General features: G+C 62.7%; 16 protein-coding genes. 5 read left to right on the forward strand and 11 right to left on the reverse strand.

Annotated elements, in window-relative coordinates; all coding sequences use genetic code 11:
- Window positions 1–71 precede the first annotated feature (71 nt).
- On the forward strand, window positions 72–953 hold the full coding sequence (locus HPQ62_RS14860; protein ID WP_174803357.1) for a helix-turn-helix domain-containing protein: 882 nt from the start codon (window positions 72–74) through the stop codon (window positions 951–953).
- A gap of 175 nt (window positions 954–1,128) precedes the next feature.
- Window positions 1,129–2,082, forward strand: a complete 954-nt coding sequence (locus HPQ62_RS14865) for a D-2-hydroxyacid dehydrogenase (RefSeq protein WP_174803467.1) — start codon at window positions 1,129–1,131, stop codon at window positions 2,080–2,082.
- Between the two features lie 91 nt (window positions 2,083–2,173).
- Here the strand turns inward: HPQ62_RS14865 and HPQ62_RS14870 are convergent, their stop codons facing one another.
- The 9 genes from HPQ62_RS14870 to HPQ62_RS14910 all read right to left on the reverse strand — a co-directional run bounded on the left by HPQ62_RS14870 (window position 2,174) and on the right by HPQ62_RS14910 (window position 12,147).
- Entirely contained in the window at window positions 2,174–3,205 is a 1,032-nt protein-coding gene (locus HPQ62_RS14870; protein WP_174803358.1) for an ABC transporter ATP-binding protein, read from the reverse strand.
- Between the two features lie 5 nt (window positions 3,206–3,210).
- Window positions 3,211–4,830, reverse strand: coding sequence for an FAD-dependent oxidoreductase (locus tag HPQ62_RS14875; protein WP_174803359.1), 1,620 nt, complete (start codon window positions 4,828–4,830; stop codon window positions 3,211–3,213).
- A 4-nt stretch (window positions 4,831–4,834) separates the two neighbouring features.
- Entirely contained in the window at window positions 4,835–5,677 is an 843-nt protein-coding gene (locus HPQ62_RS14880) for a carbohydrate ABC transporter permease (protein ID WP_174803360.1), read from the reverse strand.
- The gene (locus tag HPQ62_RS14885; RefSeq protein ID WP_194246356.1) at window positions 5,674–6,570 is read right to left on the reverse strand and encodes a carbohydrate ABC transporter permease; all 897 of its coding nucleotides are present in this window, start codon (window positions 6,568–6,570) and stop codon (window positions 5,674–5,676) included. The genes HPQ62_RS14880 and HPQ62_RS14885 overlap by 4 nt, the downstream gene beginning before the upstream one ends.
- 75 nt (window positions 6,571–6,645) lie before the next feature.
- Window positions 6,646–7,776 carry an ABC transporter substrate-binding protein gene (locus tag HPQ62_RS14890; RefSeq protein WP_244629708.1) on the reverse strand — a complete coding sequence of 377 codons (1,131 nt, stop codon included), beginning with the start codon at window positions 7,774–7,776 and terminating at the stop codon, window positions 6,646–6,648.
- Between the two features lie 155 nt (window positions 7,777–7,931).
- Window positions 7,932–8,972, reverse strand: coding sequence for a LacI family DNA-binding transcriptional regulator (locus HPQ62_RS14895; protein WP_174803362.1), 1,041 nt, complete (start codon window positions 8,970–8,972; stop codon window positions 7,932–7,934).
- A gap of 173 nt (window positions 8,973–9,145) precedes the next feature.
- Window positions 9,146–9,925, reverse strand: a complete 780-nt coding sequence (locus HPQ62_RS14900) for an ATP-binding cassette domain-containing protein (RefSeq protein ID WP_174803363.1) — start codon at window positions 9,923–9,925, stop codon at window positions 9,146–9,148.
- A complete protein-coding gene (locus HPQ62_RS14905; RefSeq protein WP_174803364.1) occupies window positions 9,922–10,995 on the reverse strand; it encodes an ABC transporter permease in 1,074 nt (357 codons plus the stop codon). Before HPQ62_RS14905 ends, HPQ62_RS14900 begins: the two co-directional genes overlap by 4 nt.
- 117 nt (window positions 10,996–11,112) lie before the next feature.
- Window positions 11,113–12,147, reverse strand: a complete 1,035-nt coding sequence (locus HPQ62_RS14910) for a sugar ABC transporter substrate-binding protein (RefSeq protein WP_244629709.1) — start codon at window positions 12,145–12,147, stop codon at window positions 11,113–11,115.
- Between the two features lie 190 nt (window positions 12,148–12,337).
- Between HPQ62_RS14910 and HPQ62_RS14915 the strand changes: the two genes are divergently transcribed.
- The 3 genes from HPQ62_RS14915 (at window position 12,338) to HPQ62_RS14925 (ending at window position 15,997) form a co-directional block, all read left to right on the forward strand.
- On the forward strand, window positions 12,338–13,552 hold the full coding sequence (locus HPQ62_RS14915) for an ROK family transcriptional regulator (RefSeq protein ID WP_342343717.1): 1,215 nt from the start codon (window positions 12,338–12,340) through the stop codon (window positions 13,550–13,552).
- Window positions 13,553–13,657: 105 nt separating this feature from the next.
- A complete protein-coding gene (locus tag HPQ62_RS14920) occupies window positions 13,658–14,407 on the forward strand; it encodes a GntR family transcriptional regulator (protein ID WP_174803366.1) in 750 nt (249 codons plus the stop codon).
- A gap of 72 nt (window positions 14,408–14,479) precedes the next feature.
- A complete protein-coding gene (locus HPQ62_RS14925) occupies window positions 14,480–15,997 on the forward strand; it encodes a putative N-acetylmannosamine-6-phosphate 2-epimerase (RefSeq protein ID WP_174803367.1) in 1,518 nt (505 codons plus the stop codon).
- A gap of 60 nt (window positions 15,998–16,057) precedes the next feature.
- On the opposite strand, the gene HPQ62_RS14930 is transcribed toward HPQ62_RS14925, so the two are convergent.
- A complete protein-coding gene (locus HPQ62_RS14930; protein WP_174803368.1) occupies window positions 16,058–17,887 on the reverse strand; it encodes a formylglycine-generating enzyme family protein in 1,830 nt (609 codons plus the stop codon).
- A complete protein-coding gene (locus tag HPQ62_RS14935) occupies window positions 17,884–18,279 on the reverse strand; it encodes a VOC family protein (protein ID WP_244629710.1) in 396 nt (131 codons plus the stop codon). Before HPQ62_RS14935 ends, HPQ62_RS14930 begins: the two co-directional genes overlap by 4 nt.
- Window positions 18,280–18,296 lie beyond the last annotated feature (17 nt).

The following is an 18,296-nucleotide window of genomic DNA, read 5'->3' on the forward strand; positions in this document are numbered from 1 at the left end:
TGAGAATTCCCTTTCACCGCAATGAAATTCGTGTATCTTTATCATGATTTACCGATTTTCGCGGAGGGGACATGAGCGACACGGAACTTTCAATACGCGAAATCGGTCAGCGCCTCAAAGCCTTTCGCATCGGCGCTGGCCTCACCCCGGAAGACCTCGCCAATCAGATCGGCATCTCGCGCGCCGCAATCTATCGCTACGAGGCAGGCGCGACGCCGAAAGTCGACACGCTGGTGATGATCGCCGACCGCCTGGGCGTGACGTTGCCAAACCTCATGGGCATCGGCACGGAATATATCGCCAATGCCGTCGGCTTCTTCGAACGCATGCGCCAGCTGGAAGAAAAGGTCGAACAGATCCATGTCCTGTTCGGTCCCGTCTCCTACCTGCTGACGACCGACGAATACGACCAGTATCTTCAGCAGGTGCTCGAAGAAAGCGTTCCGGAAGACGCCCCGTTCAGAGAGAAATCGCTCGAAGAGATCAAGGTGCTGACGGGTATCCTGCGGCAGCGCAAGGAGGCCTTCCGCGAACACCGCCCGTCCATTCTCAGCCTCGTTTCTGCAGCCGAGCTTGAACAGTTCGCCCGCATCGGCCTGATCGGCGCCTACGGACTGAAGAATGTCGATGTGGCAGAGCGCAAGGATATCGCCCGTCACGAGATCGAAAACATCCTGCGGATGCTGCGCGATCAGCCGATCGGCGTGCAGGTCGGGCTGGTGGTCGATTCGATCCCGGGATCGAGCTTCCAGATCTTCCGCAACGGCACCCGCCGGACGCTGGCAACCAGCCCGTTCAGGCTCGGCGCACTCCCCAACATCCGCATCGGCGTCGCCTCGATCTCGGCTGCCCCGGAAGCGGTTTCGCTCCATGCCAGCATGACCGAACGGTTGTGGGCGCGCAGCCTGAAGGGCATGGAAGCGGTCGAATTCCTGAAGCAGATCATCCTCTAGAAAGGCATGCTCCGCCGTCCCTGTATCCACCTGCTTATGGCGTACGCGACGGGGGACGAGTGCGCTTGACAAAGCCTGCACCGCATCACCTAGTGCGTGCTCCGATTTCGCGCATAAGGCGAATGCCGCTCATCGGCTGTGCCTTAGAACCTGGAATATCCTTCTGATGAGCCGCATGAAAATTGTCTTCCTCGACCGGTCCACGCTGTCGCCTGAAACCGTTCTGCGCGCACCGGGCTTCGACGCCGATTTCGAAAGCTTCGACAAGACGCCGCCGGAGGCCGTGGCGGAGCGGATCACCGATGCCGATATCGTCATCACCAACAAGGTGCCGGTCCGTGCAGCCGCCATTGCCGGCGCAAAACGGCTCAAGATGATCGCGATTTCGGCAACGGGTTACGACATCGTCGACACCAAGGCTTGCGCAGAGGCCGGGATCACCGTCAGCAATATTCGCGGCTACGCGAAGAACACCGTGCCGGAACACACCTTCGCGCTGATCCTCGCCTTGCAGCGCAGCCTCATCCCCTATCGCCGTTCGGTGATCGCGGGCCGCTGGGAGGAAGCCGCCTCGTTCAGCTATTTCGACTATCCGATCGCCGACCTTGCCGGAAAGCGGCTGGGCATCATCGGCAGCGGCGCGCTCGGCCAGAGCGTTGCCGCCATCGCCCGCGGCTTCGGCATGGATATCGTCTTTTCGGGCCACAAGGGTGCAGAACACATCGGATCGCTCTACACGCCCTTCGAGACCGTGCTGCGCACCAGCGACATCATCACGCTGCACTGCCCGCTGACGCCTTCAACGCGCAACATGATTTCCGACGCCGAATTCGCGCAGATGGGCCAGACGCCATTGCTGATCAACACCGCGCGCGGCGGACTGGTGGACGAGGACGCGCTGGAGCGCGCATTGGAAGCGGGCCTGATCCGCGGCGCCGGCTTCGATGTCGCAACCGCCGAACCGCCCGGCGCAGACCATATCATCCACCGCATCGCAAGACGCGACAACGTGATCGTGACGCCCCACGTCGCCTGGGCCAGCCGCGAGGCAATCCAGGCCCTCGCCGACCAGCTGATGGACAACATCGACGCCTTCGCCGCCGGCAAACCGCGCAATGTGGTCGTGTAGCGCGCAATCAGAAGACGGACGCCCGTGAGAGGGTATGGCAGGCCTTGCCTGTCTCCGAGGCGCGTTTCAATCCGGTTGCGATCTCGCTTTTTTATCCGATACGGGTACCGTCCTCTCTGAAGGCGTGGACGCTCGACGGTTGGGCGCCAAGGGCGATGCGGGTGCCGGCGGCAAATGTGCTTCCTACCGGCTGCTCCAGTATCACCGGCGGGTGCCCGTCGATCTCGGCATGGACGAGCCGCGCGTTGCCGAGATACTCCGTCAGCCTGACCCTTGCCGACAGAACCCCCTCGCCCTCCGGCATGATCATCAGGCTGTCCGGACGAATGCCGCAATAGCGGGCGTCACGGTCGAGCTGAAGCGCAGCGCGCAAGGCCTCGAACGGGCCGGTGAGCTCGAAGATGTTCATTTTCGGCGCGCCGATGAACTGAGCGGCAAACAGGTTCTGCGGGCGTTCATAGAGATCCTGCGGCGTCCCGACCTGTTCAATCCGGCCATCGCGCAGCAGGACGATCTTGTCGGCAAGCGTCATCGCCTCGACCTGGTCGTGGGTCACGTAGATCATGGTGCGCTTCAAACGTTCGTGCAGCTCTGCGATCTGGGTGCGCATGTGCACCCTGAGTTCGGCATCGAGGTTCGACAGCGGCTCGTCGAACAGGAAGGTCTCCGGCTCGCCGACGATGGCGCGGCCGATCGCCACGCGCTGGCGCTGGCCGCCGGAGAGCTCGCGCGGGTAACGCCCGGTGAGCGTGTCTAGCTGCAGCATGCTGACGGCATTGCCGACAAGCGTCTCGATCCGCTCGGCCGGCACCTTTCTCACCCTCAGGCCGAAGGCAATGTTCTCCTTCACCGTCAGGTGCGGATAAAGCGCATAGGATTGGAACACCATGGCGACACCGCGCCTCGCGGGCGCGATATCATTCATCCTCTGGCCGCCGATTTCGAGCGTTCCGCCGGAGATGTCCTCAAGGCCGGCGATCATGCGCAAGAGCGTCGACTTGCCGCAACCGGAAGGACCGACGAAGACGCAAAACGTGCCGTCTTCGATCACGAGGTCGATGCCCTTGATGACCTCGGCGGCCCCGTAGGATTTGCGGATATCTTTAAGTTCGAGCCTGGCCATGCCTCTTACTCCACGCGCCCGAACAGTTCGAGCCTCGGCGTTTCACGGATATGCTGCGGCCATGCGAGCGGAACGTCAAAACGGCTGGTCAGGATCCCCTGGAAATCCGCAAGCCGTTCTGCCGTTTCGCGCACGCCGCGCGGGCTGATGTCGTTGTTGAGGCAGTAGGCCGCAAGCGCCCCGACGCTTTCGCCGATGTTCCATTCCACAGGATGCAGACGGTAGCAGCCATTGGTCAGATGGGTGGTGCCAATGTTCTTGCAGGCCGGAAGCATATTGGTGACCCGCTCGGGGATCAGGCTGCCAAGCGGGATCTGGAACGGCCAGTTGGCGATATCGACATAGTTGCGGGGTGCCGTGGAGGGGTGAAGGTCGATGCGGTAGGAACCGACACCGACCGAATCCGCAAACTGCTCGGCGCCCGTCAGGCCCTTGCGGGCATCGATGCCGACATGGTTTTCCGTGACCGTGAACAGCGCCTTGATCCGGCGGCTTTCGCGGATATAGGGCGCGATCGTGAGCCCATCGAGCGTACCCATCACCGCGCCCGCAGGCTTCAGACCTTGATAGCCATAGCCACCGTCATGGCGCGGCGCCTCGGTCTGCATCCAGTAAAGCATCGACAGCGACAATTGCCGCGCGCCCTCCAGATGCCGCTCTGCTTCTTCTGCCGGAACGCCGACAAGCGGCCCGCCGCAATAATCGATCTGCGGCCAGTTGACGAGGCAGACGTCAGAGGCATAGCGGTTGCCGACATGGTGCCGGCGGTAGAAGATCCGGCGGTAGTGCCAGTTATCGGCGGCAAATTTCTGATCGCTGTCGCCGGCAAAGAGCGGGCGGTTGTCCGGTTCCAGCGTCACCGGGTTGGGGCCGACGAAGGACAGCTGCCGATCAGGCCAGAAGTCGAGCTTGAAATCGCGCCAGATGTCGTAGTCGCGCGGTCGCTCGATCGTATGGTCTTCATCCGGATGATAGCTCATCGCGAAGCACCAGCTGACCGCCTGCTGGTCAAGCGGGTTGGCGCCCCCCGCCAGCGCGGCAGGCTCTCCCGTCTCGGCCTGGCTTTCCGCGCCGATGACATGCTCGACATTGCCGAGTTCCAGCAGATCGCCAAGCTCCGTCGCGTCGATGAAATAGCGGCCCGTCAGGACAACATCGCCATATTCGAAGGATCGCACTGTGACCGAGGTAAAGCGGTCGCCATCGGTTTCGGCGGCAATTGGCTTTGCCGACATCAGGATGGTGAGCCGGTCGGTCGCAAACCACGGAGCGAGGAGCGCGTCGATGGCAGCAACGCCCGCGCGCGGCTCTGCACAGATCGGCGAAACATTGCCGCTTCCCGGATTGAGGTTGTCGTCGGCGCGCGCCTCGTCTGTCAGCGGATAATTGCGGCGGTAATAATCGCGGATTTCGGCCCGCAGCTGGCGGTAGCTTGCGGTTGATCCGTCGCTTTCGATCCACGGGTTTTCGTCCGGCGGAACGGCCTGCGTCGTCAACTGGCCACCCAGCCACTTGAATTCCTCTGTCAGGATGACGCTGCGCCCGAGCTTGAGGGCCGCAAGGGCCGCAGCAACGCCGCCGAGACCGCCACCGATGATGACGATATCGCTGGTCAGTTCTTTCATTTTCTTATCCTTTCACGCCTGACAAGGCAAAACTTTCGACGATCTGGCGCTGGGCCAGAATGTAGACGATGAGCATGGGAATGACGGCAACCGCCGTGGCTGCAAGCTGCAGGTGCCAGAGCGGCAAACCGTAGGTGTCGGTAAAGTTGGCGAGTGCGAGCGGCAGGGTGAACAGCTTGATGTCGTTCACGAAGACCAGCGGCTCGAGAAAGAGGTTCCAGGAGAACAGGAACGTGATGATGCCGACCGCGGAAAGCGCGGGCTTTGACAAAGGCAGCGCCACCTTGAAATAGACGCCGAAACGCGTGAGCCCATCCATGCGGCCGGCCTCTTCCAGCTCCTTCGGCAAGGCCATGAAATACTGGCGCATGAGGAAGGTTGCCATCACGCCCTGCGAGCCGAAAACCGGCAGCAGGATCAGCGGCATATGGGTGTTCATCAGACCCAGATACTTCATCAGGAAGAAGTTCGGAACGATGGTGACTTCCTCGGGCATCATCAGCGCCGAAATCAGCAGAAGCAGGACAAGGGCGCTTCCGGCAAAGCGCAGCCTTGCCAGCGCATAGCCGGCGAGCGACGAGATGAACAGCGTCAGCCCGGTCACGAGCACGGCGATATAAAGCGAGTTGAAATATTGCCGGGCAAACGGCTGATAGGCGAAGACCTCAGAAAAGTTCGACCAGTGGGCCGTCGCCGGGATCAGCGATGCCGAGGAAAACACGTCCGCCTGCCCCTTGAGCGCTCCGGACACCATCCAGATGAACGGAAACACAAAGGGAATGGCCAGAGCCGAAAGGCCCACGATCCAGCAGATCCGGCTGATCTTCTGTTGAAGTCGATAATTCATTTGCGCACCGCCTTCAAAAGCATCTGCAGGATGGTCAGCGCCAGGATCAGCACGAACAGCACGACGGCGAGCGCCGAGGCATAGCCGGTATTGAAGAACTTGAAGCCCTGCTCGTAGATGTAGAAGGCGAGCACCAGAGTGGCATTCTGCGGGCCGCCCCCGGTCATCAGATAGATATGGTCGAACACCTTCAGCGACCCGACCACCGTGATGACCATGATGACGAGCGTGGTCGGGGCAAGCAGCGGCCAGGTGATGCGGCGGAAAATGTCCCAGCTGGTGGCGCCCTCGAGCCTCGCCGCTTCCTCATAGTCGCGCGGTATCGATTGCAGCGCCGCGATATAGAGGATCATGTTGAGGCCGACTGTCTTCAGAACACGGGTCACGATCACCGATGCCATCGCCCATCGCGGCTCATGCAGCCAGTTCGGCCCGTCGATGCCGATCACTGAGAGCGCCTGGTTGACGGCGCCGCTTTCGTGCTGCAGCAGAAACGTCCATATGATCGCCCAGGCCACGGCCGAGGTGATGACGGGGGCAAAGAACATCGTGCGGAAGATGACGACGCCCCTGAAGGGACGCGACAGCGCGATCGCCAGCCCGAGCGCCAGCGCCATGTTGAGCGGGACGAGCCCGGCCGCAAACACCAGCGAGTTGCCGAGCACGTGCCAGAACGTGTCGTTCCGCGTCAGCGCATCGACATAGTTTTCCATGCCCACGAAACGGGATTGCTGGGACAGCAGGTTCCACTCCGTGGTGGAATAATAAAAGACGGCGATCAGCGGGCCGACGAAGAAGATCAGGAACCCGGTCAGGATCGGGCTGACAAACAGCCAGCCGGCGATCGCTTCGCGGGTCCTGAGCGTCAGTCCCGGACGGAGAGCGGACATCATCGCTTCCTTTATGCGCGCGAGATACGAATGGGGTGGTGACCGGCGGCCTTGCACCAGACCGCCGGGGCACCGGTCTTACTTCAGCAACGGATCGATATCGTCGCAGAGCTTGGCGAGCACTGCCGGGACATCCGCATCCGCGGCCCAGAGCGCATCAAAATCGGGCCGCGACGCCGCCTCGATCTGCGGGTAGCGCTCATGGCTCGGCAGAACTGATCCGCTCTCGATCCCGGCCGCGACGATCTCCATCTGCTCCGGCGTCACCGCCGGATTGCTCGAAAGGAAGGCCTCGCTTTCCAGTACCGACTTGCGCGCAGGCGGGAAGAACTCGGCCATTCTGGCGACATTGTCGGCATTGGTCATGTAGGCGAGGAATTCCGCCGCCAGTTCCTTGTTCTTGCCCTGCGCGAAGGCAACAACGGCGGCCTGTCCGACCGTCGAGGCGTCACCGGCAGGACCGGAGGGCAAGGGCGCGAAGCCCCAGTCGAAATCGACGTCCGCAAGCTTGGAAACGCGCGAGATCTGCGTCATCGTCAGGGCAGCATTGCCGGAGAAGAAGTCGCCCTGCTCGCCAGGCGGCACGGTCGATTTGTCGGCATAGACCATATCGTGGAAGAGCTTGACGGCTGCAACGGATTCCGGGCTGTCGAGCATGCACGATCCGTCCGTCCAGGCATCACCGCCATAAGAACGCACGATCGGCATCAGGTTGTGCATCACGCGCGCACCGTATCCCTGGCCATCGACCGTTTCATACCCCCAAATTCCGGCATCGGCATCCTTGAGGGCGGCGGCGTCAGCCTTCAGCTGTTCCCACGTCCAGGTGCCGTCTGCAGCGCGTTCGGCCGGAGTTTCAAGGCCCGCAGCCTCGTAGAGCGATGCGTTGAAGTAGATCAGGAAGGGCGAGGTCGAGAACGGAACGCCGTAAACCGCATCACCCTTGGTCCAAAGCCCCATCGCCGGCTCGGAAAAGTCGGCATAATTATAGTCGTCCGCCGCGGCAAGCGTATCGGAAACGTCTTCCAGAACGCCCGCATTGACGAAGGCAGGCGCCGAGCTTTCGAGCAGCCAGCCGAGATCCGGCGGATTGCCGCCGGCGAGCTGAAGCGTCAGCTTCTGCACATAATCGCCGAACGGGATGGTATCGAACTGTACCGTGACGTCCGGATGGGTCTCGGCAAAGCCTTCGGCGATGCCGTTCAGCATGGCAAGATGCGCCTCGCTTCCGGTCCACACCGTGAACCGCAAATCTTCGGCACAGGCTGCCGAAGCGAATGACCCTGTGAGGGCCGATGCGATGATTAACCGCTTAATCAGTTGTGTTGACATGATCTTTCATTACCTCCCGTTTCAGATCGGATTCAGATTGCTTTCAGCGTCTCGCCCGGGACATAGCCCAGTGGCTGCATGATATTGTCAGGCATCTTTCCCGGCTCGCGCACAATCGCGATCAAGGTCTCTACCGCCCGCTCGCCCATTTCCTCTCTGGGAATGGAAATGCGGGTCCAGCGCTCCCCCTCGGCCTCGTCAAACAGGGGCGCGGCGAGTGCGACGACGGAAATGTCATCAGGAATTGAAAGTCCGAGCGCTGCCAGTTCACGCTCAAGCGCCACCGCATGCGCGAAGGTCTCGGCAAGAACCACCGTCACCCCGTTTTCAAAGAGCGCGCGGATCCATGCCGGATTGATCCTTTCAGGCGCTATCCTGTCGACGAACAGGTTCAGGTCGCCATGCTCCCGGTCGACGAAGCCGCGCTCGCGGTCCTGGTTCTGCTCCCGAACATCCTCTTCGCCGATCAGCATCATCGCCCGATGCCCCATTGTGCGGCATCGGGCGACGACGTCGCTCACGGCGTTTTCATAGTCCGGCGCGACCCAGCTGATCTGGCCGCCCTCGATTTCACGCCGTCCGATCGTGACGAAGGGAAAGCCGGTGTCGCAAAGCCGCTTGAGATCATCCTTGTCCTGCGAAGCCCCGAGAAGGATCGCGCCATCGGCGATGCCCATGCGATTGGTGCCTTTCGGGAAGATGCTGCGCCGGCCCTTTTCAAGGGTCGATGAGGTGAACAGCAGCAGATCCTGACCAAGCTTCATCGCTCCCCGCTCAATGCCGAGAAGGAAGGGATAAAAGAAGTTCCGCCGATCGGAAGGAAACACGGCCTCATAGGTAAAGACGCCGATGATATTGCGCTGACCGCCCGCCAGCGACTGGGCGACGACATCAGGCGCATAGCCGAGCTCGACCATGGCGGCGCGGACCCGCTTTTCGGCGTCCTCGCCCACGCGAATGGTCTTGTTGGGCTTCGGCGAGATGACGGCAGACACCACGGCGGTCGAAACGCCGGCCATGGCCGCGACATCGCTCTGGGTCACACGTCTTGAGCGCCTATGCCTGATGGTCAACGGTCATCCTCCAGAAACACGTCTGATTAAGCGTATAATCTAGATGATAAGCTTCGTCAAGTCCATGGGGTCAAGGACGCCATCCGGACGAACGCAAACATCTGCGCTTCGCCCTTAGAGGACGCGGCGCAGATGTTCGAGGCCTTGAGAGGGCGGGCTTCGTCAGTGCCGGATTATGAGGCTTCCGCAAGCTCCGGCGGTTCCTTGGCGCCGGTCATGAAGGCGACGGCATCCGACATCGTGTAATCCTTCGGATTGACGACGCAGAGGCGCCGCCCAAGGCGATGGACGTGAATGCGATCGGCCACCTCGAAGACATGCGGCATATTGTGCGAGATCAGGATGATCGGAATGCCGCGCGCCTTGACGTCGAGGATCAGTTCAAGCACCCGGCGCGATTCCTTGACGCCGAGCGCGGCGGTCGGTTCGTCGAGAATGATGACCTTGGAGCCAAAGGCCGCCGCCCGCGCCACCGCAACCCCCTGCCGCTGTCCGCCGGACAAGGTCTCCACCGCCTGATTGATGTTCTGGATGGTCATCAGGCCGAGATCGCTGAGCTTCTGCCGGGCAATGCGCTCCATCTCCGGCCGGTCGAGCTGGCGAAACAACTTGCCCATGATGCCTGGCTTGCGCAGCTCGCGCCCCATGAACATGTTGTCGGCGATCGACAGTGCCGGCGACATCGCAAGCGTCTGGTAGACCGTCTCGATGCCGGCTTCGCGGGCATCATTGGGAGAGGTGAAGTTGAGGCGTTTGCCCTCCATGTGGATTTCGCCGGAGTCCGGCAGAACGGCGCCGGATATCGCCTTGATCAGCGTCGACTTGCCGGCGCCATTGTCGCCGATGACCGCCAGGATCTCTCCGGGCATCAGGTCGAAATCGCAGTGATCGAGCGCCGTCACCTTGCCGTAGCGCTTGACGAGGTTGCGGGCCTTCAGGAGCGGTTCGGTCATAGTGATACCTTTCTGATCCACTGGTCGAGAGCAACGGCGGCGATGATCAGCAGGCCGATCAACAGGTAGGTCCATTGGGCATCCGCGCCCATGAGCCGCAGACCCAGCGTAAAGACGCCGACGATCAGGGCGCCGAACAGCGTGCCGAGCACGGAGCCGCGCCCGCCGAAGAGTGAGATGCCGCCGATCACGACGGCGGTGATGGATTCGATATTGCTCAACTGGCCGGATGTGGGCGACACCGAGCCGATGCGGCCGATCAGGGCCCAGCCGGCAAAGCCGCAGATCAGGCCGGAGAGTACATAGACCGAGATCAGCGTGCGCTTGACATTGACGCCGGCGAGTTCGGCCGCTTCTGGATCATCCCCGACCGCATAGACATGCCGGCCCCAGGCGGTCTGACGCAGGACATAGGCAAGCAGCAGCACCAGCGCGATCATGAAGATAACGCCATAGGTGAAGACCGCGCCGCCGAGCGAGAACTTGTTGCCGAAAAATTGGAGCAGCGGCGCCGCAGCCTCGATATCCTGGGCGCGGATCGTTTCATTGGCAGAATAAAGGAAGTTGGTCGCCAGCGCGATCTGCCACATGCCGAGGGTAACGATGAAGGGCGGCAGCTTGACGCGGGCGACCAGAAACCCGTTGATGAAGCCTACCAACGCGCCGCAGGCAAGGCCGCAGACGATCGACAGGGCGGGCGGAAACCCATAGCGAAACGTGAACTGCCCCATGATCACGGAACTCAGAACCATGATCGCGCCGACCGAGAGATCAATGCCCGCCGTCAGGATGACCAGGCTTTGTGCCGCCGCGACGATGCCCACGATCTGAACCTGCTGCAGGATCAGGGTGAGGGCAAAGGGCGAGAAGAACTTGGATCCCAGCAGCGCGCCGAAAACCGCGATCGACATCATGAGAACAATCAGCGGCACCAGTGCCGGCGTCTGATGCAAGGCATGCTGGACCTTGTCCATCATCCGGTCAGGCTCGCGCTCGAATTCCGCGAGTTTTGCCGGGCTCTGCCCGAGTACGGATTCGTAATCATCCCGCTTCGCGGTCGGTTCCTGCATCACGCTCACTCCTGAATAGGTCCCGGAAATAAAATCGGCGCATCCGGCCCGCGCCTGACTGTCGGGATCAGGGAGAGGCCGGTTTCCGGCCTCTCCGAAACGATCAGGTCAATGGCATCAGCCCCAGCAGAGCTTCATGCCCTCTTCGGCGGTGATCGACTCCACGCCGTCAACCGGATGATCGGTCACCAGAGCGACACCGGTATCGAAGAAGTTCTTGCCTTCCGTCAGCGCAGGCTTGGTGCCGTCGGCGGCAAACTGGGCAATCGCCTCGATGCCTTTCGAAGCCATCAGCAGCGGATATTGCTGCGACGTGGCGCCGATGATGCCATCCGCGACATTCTGGACGCCGGGGCATCCGCCATCGACGGAGACGATCAGAACGTCGCTTTCACGGCCAATCGCCTTCAGCGCCTGGTAGGCGCCAGCCGCGGCCGGCTCGTTGATTGTATAGACGACGTTGATCATCGGATCCTTGGCGAGAAGGTTTTCCATGGCGCGCTGGCCGCCTTCTTCATTGCCGGCCGTCACATCATTGCCAACGATCCGCTCGTCAGTCTCGTCGCCCCAGCGGTTTGGATCAGCAAGATCGATCCCGAAACCCTGCAGGAAGCCCTGGTCGCGCATAACGTCGACGGAGGGCTGGCTGACGCCGAGATCGAGCATGGCGATGCGGGCATTGGCGGCTTCGTCGCCAAGCCTTGCCGCAGCCCAGGCGCCGATCAGTTCGCCTGCGCGGAAATTGTCGGTGGCAAATGTGGCGTCGGCCGCATCAATCGGCTCCAGCGACGTATCGAGTGCGATCACGAGAATGCCGGCATTGCGGGCCTGCTCGACCACAGGAACGATTGCGGAGCTGTCGGACGGGGTGATCAAGATGCCCTTGGCGCCGTCGGCGATGCAGGTTTCGACCGCCTGAACCTGGGTTTCGTGATCGCCGTCGATCTTGCCCGCAAAGGTCTTGAGATCGATACCAAGTTCCTGCGCCTTGGCGACTGCACCCTCCTTCATCTTGACGAAGAAGGGATTGGTATCCGTCTTGGTGATCAGGCAGGCCGAGGTGTCTGCGGCGTTGGCATTTGCCGCCAGAACCGCAACGCCGAGCGCCGTCGCGCAAAACAGGGCCTTCGAACCCATTTTATTGAGCTTCATGAGATTTTTCCTCCGTTGACCAGCGGGCTCTCCCAAGCCCGCTCAAACCGCGGCAAACACCGCAATGAACACAGGAAGCACGATAAGGCAGCCGCTTGTCAAGATATTAAATCACTCCGAGTTATTTATTGTAGCCAATTTACAAATCGCGGCTTATCCTGCACCTAGAGCTGAAGAGGGAGCTTTAAACGTGACGACGCATTTTGCCGGCCAGGGAAAGAGTTTCAGGAAGCTCACGACGTCGAGAGGATCGAACCAGTCGGGCGTACGCGCCCATAACGAGCGGCTGGTGCTCTCCACGATCCGCAGCAACGGACCGTTGGCCAAGGCGGAGATTGCCCGCGTCACCGGGCTCTCGATCCAGACAAGCGCCGTGATCGTTCGCTCGCTGGAACAGGAAGGGCTGCTGAAGCGCGGAGAGCCGGTGCGCGGCAGGATCGGCCAGCCATCCGTTCCGATGGGACTTGCACCGGATGGCGCCTTTTTCTTCGGCCTCAAGATCGGTCGCCGTTCGGCCGACATTGTTCTTCTTAATTTCATCGGCGATGTGCTGGAGAGCGCCCACCTCGTTTATGATTATCCGCGACTCGATGACATGCTGGCGTTCGTCCTGCCGGCGGTTGCCAGAATGCGGGCGACGGTTCCGCAGGACCGGCTGGCCGGGCTTGGCATCGCGATCCCTTTCCGCATCTGGGACTGGGCGCGCATTGCAGGCGCCCCGGATGGCCAGATGGACGAGTGGCGTGCCCGTGACATTCGCGCGGAGCTCGAAGCCAGTCTCGGCCTCCCAGTTTACCTGCAGAACGATGCCTCGGCTGCCTGCGGCGCGGAGCTCGCTTTCGGCAAGGGCGAGCGGCCGCAGGATTTCCTGCATTTCTTCATCGGCTATTTCATCGGCGGCGGCCTTGTCATCGACAACCGGCTCTACACCGGGCGCTCCGGCAATGCCGCCGCGCTCGGCTCGCTCCCGATCGCGCACACGGATGGCGGGTACCGGCAACTCGCGGACACGGCCTCGCTCTGGCTGCTGGAACGGGCGCTTGCCGAAGCCGGAAAATCCACCGAAAGCCTGTGGGGCAAGCCGGATGGCTGGGCGATCGACGCAGCGATCATGGAGGCCTGGATCGAAGAGACCTGCAGCAGCCTTGCGATCGCGATCGTCGCTGCATGTTCGGTCGTCGATGTCGGAACCGTGCTGATCGACGGCTGGCTGCCCGGCGACATTCGCGCGGAGATCGTCAGAAGAACGGCCGCATATCTGAGCGAAATCGATGCCCCGGGCATCGAGAAACCCGAGCTTCGCGAAGGCACGATCGGACCGAACGGGCGCTCGCTCGGCGCGGCCAGCCTTCCCCTCTCCGACCGCTATCTCGTCGACCTCAACGCCGTTCTCGTCGCGGGATAGGCCTGCCTTCGGGGCACATCATCCGGCCTGGCACAGCGCTGATTTGCGGCGCAATGATAATACCAGTATAAATCCAGAGATTTTTTTCGATCTTCAGGTTTGCAGATGACCACGCCCGACATTGTCGAAGACTTGCGGCGGGAGCTCGCCGGGCTTTCCGCCAACATGCCGCTTTACAAGCGGCTGAAAACCGCGATCGAACACATCATCCTTTCGAACGCCCTCCACGCCGGCGAAAGACTGCCGGGAGAGCGCATCCTGGCCGAAGCGCTGGGCCTTTCGCGCGTGACCGTGCGCAAGAGCTTTGCACTGCTTGAGGAGGACGGACTGCTGGCAAGGCGCCACGGCGCCAGGACGGAAGTCGCCTCGAAGGTTGAAAAGACGATGGCAACGCTTACCAGCTTTTCCGAAGACATCCGTGCGCGCGGCATGGAACCCGGATGCAGATGGATCTCGAAGGCGATGAGTCGCCCATCGCCGTCGGAAATGATGGCGCTGGGCGTTGGCGGCGGCGATCCCGTTTTGCGGATGAAGCGCGTCCGCACCGCGGACGGAAAGCCGATTGCGATCGAGACGTCCAGCGTGCCGCAGCGCTACCTTCCCGCGCCCGAGCTGGTGGGGGATTCGCTCTACGAGGCGCTGCAATCGCGCGGCTTTCTGCCGCAAAGGGCCATTCAACGCCTGCGCGCCAGACCCGCTTCGCAGGAAGACTGCCGGCATCTCGACTGCCCTCCTGCAACGCCCCTTCTCGTCACGGAGCGCAGGTGCTTTCTGTCTGATGGTGAGGTTGTCGAATATTGCGAGACACGCTATCGCGGCGACGTCTATGATTTCGTGTTCGAGTTACAAAGATAATACCAGTTGTTAACTGGTTGCATTCCGGTTGCTTTTCGGCTGCAATATTGAAAAAATGCAGCGAGAGTTACCGTGCAGCCAGATATCCTGAAGAACAGCCTGATCGTATCCTGCCAGCCCATCCCCGGCGGCCCGATGGATGCGCCATCCTTCGTGACGGGCCTTGCCCGGGCGGCCGTTGCAGCAGGTGCGGCGGCCATCCGCATCGAATCCGCGCGGTACGTCCGGGCCGTGCGCCCTGCCGTCGATGTTCCGATCATCGGCATCGTCAAGCGCGATCTTCAAGACAGTCCGGTGCGCATCACGCCGTTTCTGTCCGATGTGGACGATCTGGTCGAAGCCGGGGCGGATATCATTGCCTTCGATGCGACAAGCCGCCCCCGTCCGGTTGCGCTCGCAGAGCTTGCAGAAGCGGCCCGCACGCATGGAAAGCTTACCATGGCGGACTGTTCATCGGTCGCAGATGCCCGCCACGCCCTTGCCTGCGGTATCGGTTTCATCGGCACCACGCTTTCGGGCTATGTCGGCGGCCCTGAGCCGGTTGACCCCGATATCGACCTCATTGCGGCGATCGCCGCCCTCACCCCGTACGTGATCGCAGAAGGCCGCATTCGCACGCCGGAACAGGCTGCGGAAGCTGCGCGCGCAGGCGCCTACGCCGTTACCGTCGGCTCTGCGATCACCCGCACCGAACATGTCACCTCCTGGTTCAGCGAGGCGCTGGCCGAGGCCTATCGGACGGAGGCAGAGCCGGTTCTTGCCATCGATATCGGAGGCACCAAGTCCATGGCGGCTCTGGTTTCGGGAATGGGGGTGATCGAGAAGGTCAGGATTGCGACAGATGCCGGCGGCACGCCCGATCGCTGGCTTGAAGCGATCGCTTCAGCCGCGCAGGATTGGAGCGGTCGGTATGCCCGCGTCGGCATCGCAGCCACAGGCCTGGTGGAAGACGGATACTGGCAGGCCTTGAACCCGAAGACGCTTCCCATTCCCGGCCGCTATCCTCTGGCTGAGAAGGCAGAAGGCCTCTTCGGGGGGCCGGTTTTCGCCGTAAACGATGCCCAGGCGGCGGCATGGGGCGAATATATGGCGGCCGGCAAGTCGCCGCAATCGATCGTCTTCCTGACGATATCGACCGGGATCGGCGGTGGCGTGATCGCAGGGGGCAGGCTGATGACCGGTCTTGCCGGTCATTTCGGCCTGACCGGAAGCACCCGCAGCGGCCTCGCGCCGCTCGAGGACCGGGTTTCCGGCAAATTCATTGCGGCAGAGGCCGCCCGGCGCGGCCATGATGCCGATGCGCCATCCGTATTCGCCGCTGCCGCCCAGGGCGCCGACTGGGCGCGCGACATCGTCAATGGCTCGGCGGAGAGGGTTGCAGCGCTCTGCGCAGATATCAAGGTGATGCTCGATCCCGACGCCATCATCATCGGTGGAGGAATTGGCCTTGCAAACGGCTTCCTCGATCACGTTTCGAGCAAGCTTGCGACCCTGCCGGAACGGCTGAGACCAACGTTGAGAGCGGCAAGGACGGGCGCGGACGCCGGCCTGATCGGTGTCGCGGCGCTTGCTGCCAAGGCGCAACCCTGACCCGCCAAGCGGTTCCGCCCGACTGCGCAATATGTCAGAGGCGAACGACCGTTTCAGCCCTCAGCCCTTCGCCACCACGATCCGGAAGCCGTTGCCGCGCCAGGAGCCGGCGGGTTCGAGCGAGCCGCGATAGACGCCGTTTGCCTTCCATGCAGGGCTGGAGAAGCAGCCGCCGCGCAGCACCCGGCGGATATCGGCGGGGGCATCGAGCGCCTCGCGGCCATCCGCCTGCCAAGGGAAGGCGAAGGAGGGCGTGGCCATGTCCGGGCCCCAGAGCGTCGTGCACCATTCCCAGACCTGCCCCGCCATGTCGAGCGTGCCCGACGGCGCGCGGCCTTCGGGAAACAGGCCGACGGTGCAAATGTCGTTGAAGCCGGTTTCCTCGCCATCGGCGTGCTCCGCGGCCCACGTCTCGCCCCACGGATAGATAAGGCCGGAGGGCCCGCGTGCGGCCGCCTCCCATTCACGCTCAAAGGGCAGGCGGGCGATCTCTTCCGCTCCGATGCGGCCCTCGGCGCGCCATTTCTCCGTCACCCAGACGCAATAGGCGCGGGCATCATGCCAGGTGAGATCGGTTGCCGGATGGGAGGCGCGCTCCGGGTCGCGGCCATTGACGCTCTTCCAGGACCGGCCGGTTTCTGTGACGAAGCGGAGATAGGCGGCGTTGACGACCGGGTAGACGCCGATCCTGAAATCGCCGACCGGTGCGTGGTGCGGCGGCGCGGAGTTCGGGTGGATGTCGCCGCCCATCGGGTAAAGGCCGGCAGCAACGCTTGCCAGCTCTTCGAGGTCGCGCGGATCGCCGAGCCTTGCGAGAACCTCGCCCGCGCGCCGTCTGAGGCCGGCCGGCGCACCGCCTGTCGCGATCGCGTCCACCAGCGCGGCGGTCAGCGCTTCGGCTTCGGGCGTGCCGGTCGCGACCAGTTTTCCGGCGCAGAGCAGCACGGGCAGATCGGCTTCAGAACGCGCAAGGCCACGCGCCAATGCTGCCGCCCTTGGCGCATCGGGACCGATCCAGTCGCAGAGAAGGTCGAGCGGGCCGGCCCACCGGTCCGGCCGGGCGGTGACGGCTTCCAGCAGCGCCGCGTCGCTCATCGCCTCAAGCGCCGTGGCATCGCGGAAGGTTTCGGCCCAGTCGGCATCGGCCGGGGCGAGCGCGGCAGCGTCGCGGGGTGCCACCGGCCGGCCGCGTTCGAGCGAGAGCCGCCAGAGGCCGGGGAGCAAGAACGCCCGATCGTCATGGGCAGCGGACAGCCCGTTCCCGGTCTCGAAGACGGCACGTTCCGGCAGCGCTAGGCCGAGAAGCCCGTATTCCGGGATGCTCGCCGGGCGGCGGATGCCTTCGAGCGCGCGGCTTTCGCAGAGGATGAGAAGCCGGAGCGAGGGCCGCTCGGTGATGGCGACCGCACAGCGGGCGAGCAGCGCTTCGGGATCGGCACGGGTTTCCAACGCGTCGATGATCAGGAGAACCGGCGCGTCGTCACCGGCAAGGATTGCGGAAAGCATGGCATCGACATCATCGTCGCGGCCGCAGAGAACGGCCTGAGGCAGCACCTCGGGCAGGTCCTGCGCCAGAAGGTCGCCCTCGGCGTTGCGATAGGCCGGGCGGAAGCAAGTGTCGCGGGCACGCCCGTCCCCGTTCAGCGCTTCGGACAACAGCCGACCGAAGGTGGTCTTGCCGCCGCCATCGGGGGCGTGGAGCAGCAGCGCCGGGAACATGAACACCATTTCGGCGGCGGTGAAATGCACCGGCCGGCGCGGCCCGGCCGCCTCGCCGCTGAAGGCGCGCAGCCCCTTGGCTTCCTTGTCCTCATGGGTGAAGCGGGCGAGCAGCGGCAGGATCGTCGCATCGTGAGGCCCACCCTCGGTGGCTGTCTTCTCGGTGGTCATTTGAACAGCTTGGCGACCTCGGGATTGTGAAAGCGCTGGATCTCGATCGCGTAGCCCGCCGGATCCTCGAAGAAGAAGTGTTCGCAGTAATTGCCGCGCAGCATCCCGGAAAGGCCCGTGACGCCGGCCTTAGAAAGCTTCTCGTGCCAGGCTTCGACGTCCTCGGAGACGACGGTCAGCAGTGCGGCGCTCTTCGGCTGGTGCTTCAGATGGCCCTTGTTGCCGTCGACGATGCCGAAATAGGCGTTGCCGGCGATCCGGTAGATCCGGGCGAGACCCTGGTCGAGCACGAGTTCGAAGCCGAGCACATCCTCATAGAACGGGGCAACCGCGTGGATGTCCTCGTAATAATAGAAGGTGATCGCGCATTCTTTCAGGCCTTCGGTGATCATGATGGTCCTCTTTTTAT

Origin of the sequence: Martelella limonii (assembly GCF_013344475.1) — a bacterium.
GTDB classification, from domain to species: Bacteria; Pseudomonadota; Alphaproteobacteria; order Rhizobiales; family Rhizobiaceae; genus Martelella; species Martelella limonii.